We start from the raw sequence: 2,082 nt of genomic DNA, 5'->3' as shown, positions 1-2,082 counted from the left end.
GCTCAAAAGACTACCGAGACTTAATCGCAGCTCATAATTTAAAACAAAGTATGAGTAGGAAGGGAAATTGCTGGGATAACGCCTGTGTTGAAAGCTTTTTCCACTCAATGAAAGTAGAAGTCATCCAATACGAGCCGATAATGACGCGAGAAGAGATGCGCCAAGCACTTTTTGAATATATCGAAGTTGATTATAATCGAACAAGAAGGCACAGTGCTCTTGGGTATCTAAGCCCAGTTAACTTTGAAAAACAATATGTCGCTTAATGCGGTGTCCAGTCTGACTGGAGCAGATCAAAGATGAAGTTAAAGGCTCAGATGGCATTCATGCTAAATACAATTCTGAAGACGATCTCGTAGACTTCTTTTTTGGTGAAGCTAAACTTTATGTCGACTCAAACTCAGCAATCAACTCGGCACTGAGTAGTATTGACGATTTCCATAATATTGAAATGCTCGAACATGAATTTACCATGGTGACTAAGCACTTTAAATATTCGAATGAAGAGACTAAAAAAGCACTATCATCTTTGATCGTTTGTGGGGAACCGGGGCCAAACGCCCGCCTAAACCATGCATGCCTCATCGGCTATAATTATAAAGAATTCAGCACTATAGATGGTGGAAATCCAAAGGCTTTAACGGAAAGTTTCATATCAAAGTTCCACGAAGAAGGTTTACGTTTAACTACTTCCTTACAGAAAAAAATAGCCAATATGAATTGCAACCATCTTTCTTTCGAGTTTTTTTTCCTCCCGTTTCCTTCGGTAGATGATTTCAGAAATGCCTTTAACAAAGCGCTCGACTAAGGACTAAAACCAGTATGAGTGAGACTCTCGATATTCAAATGCTAGTAAGAAAGCTAGAAAAAGCTAGCATTCTAAACCAACTCCCTTCCAGCTTTTCCTCTGAAAGCATAATTTACTTCGAAGATATGGAAATTAGAGCACTGGTAAGCCATGCTTCGATATTATCGCTTGGAATAGATGATGAAATAAATGAGTCTTACGAGATCATTACTAGGCTTCTTGAGCAAACTAAAGGTGACAGCAAACTTGTCAAAGGAGCTGCTGAAGTTATCTTGTCTCGCATTGGTAATTTTCCTGGCCGAGAGCTATTAAGAAACAGATACGTAATTGAAAACTCTATCCCTGCTCCTTTGAGACTAGAAATAATTGCACGAGAGTCAGAGAATACTATCCTTGATGAATCAGAAAACGAAATACAACTTACTGACTTTCAAATACAGTTGTTTAATTCTTTAGAAGATGAGCAAAATCTGAGTATTTCAGCTCCTACATCTGCCGGGAAGTCTTTTGTATTAAACCTCTCTCTATCTAATCAGATTAGAGTAAATCAGAGCTACAGCATTGTTTATGTCGTTCCGACAAGAGCACTGATTTCAGAAGTATCAATGAGAGTTAGAAATGCAATTAAGAAAATTGGTCAAGATAAAGCCATAATCAGAACTACGCCGTTTCCTGTTGATAGAAAAAAAACACGCGCCAATGTTGTATATATTTTCACTCAAGAGCGCCTTCTCAGCTTTCTAAGTTCAACAGATATAGAGCCAGAGATCGATACGCTTATAATTGATGAAGCGCATGAGATTCAAAATGGGAAACGAGGCATAATTCTTCAAACAGCAATAGATGTAGCTTTAAGAAAATTTAATAATACAAAACTACTTTTTGCGAGCCCTTTGATTAAAAACCCAGAGTATTTTTTATCTTTATTTCAACGCACCTCCAATGGAAAGTTCTTCACCGAAGTTATATCTCCTGTTTGTAAGCGCGTCATAAACCCCACATTCTAATCATCCTCAGTCCGCCATAAGATCAAATCTCCAACTACAAGGAGATTTGAAATGGCAAAACGGCGCACCAACAAAGAATGGCAAACCTTGTTCGAGCAATACCAATCCAGTCATCTATCACAACGGGTCTTCTGTGAGCGTAATGGGTTAAGTCTTTCTACTTTTTATGCCAAGCGCCAGCAGTTACAAACTACGGAGTCAGCCAATATCAGTGGCTTTGTTAAAGCAGAAGTTATCGAAAAAACGACTCGCTACCAGATGATGGCT

At 38.6% G+C, this 2,082-nt stretch carries 4 protein-coding genes; all 4 read left to right on the top strand.

The genetic code is table 11. The features are described 5' to 3' along the window. Positions 1-266: IS3 family transposase (locus L4B77_RS19830; RefSeq protein ID WP_429752569.1), on the top strand; the 266-nt coding region annotated here is incomplete at its 5' end. Positions 267-283: 17 nt separating this feature from the next. Continuing rightward, positions 284-808 (top strand): HamA C-terminal domain-containing protein, encoded by a 525-nt coding sequence (locus L4B77_RS19825; RefSeq protein ID WP_429752571.1) that lies wholly within the window; start codon positions 284-286, stop codon positions 806-808. A gap of 14 nt (positions 809-822) precedes the next feature. Further along, complete coding sequence (locus L4B77_RS19820; RefSeq protein WP_429752567.1) at positions 823-1,815, top strand: DEAD/DEAH box helicase; 993 nt, start codon at positions 823-825, stop codon at positions 1,813-1,815. A gap of 51 nt (positions 1,816-1,866) precedes the next feature. Continuing rightward, positions 1,867-2,082: IS66 family insertion sequence element accessory protein TnpA (tnpA, locus tag L4B77_RS19815; protein ID WP_429752565.1), on the top strand; the 216-nt coding region annotated here is incomplete at its 3' end.

This window comes from Vibrio minamisatsumaniensis (assembly GCF_050337445.1).
GTDB classification, from domain to species: domain Bacteria; phylum Pseudomonadota; class Gammaproteobacteria; order Enterobacterales; family Vibrionaceae; genus Vibrio; species Vibrio artabrorum.
The sequence above is the reverse complement of the archived record's forward strand: the minus strand, read 5'-3'. Positions and strand labels throughout refer to the sequence as shown.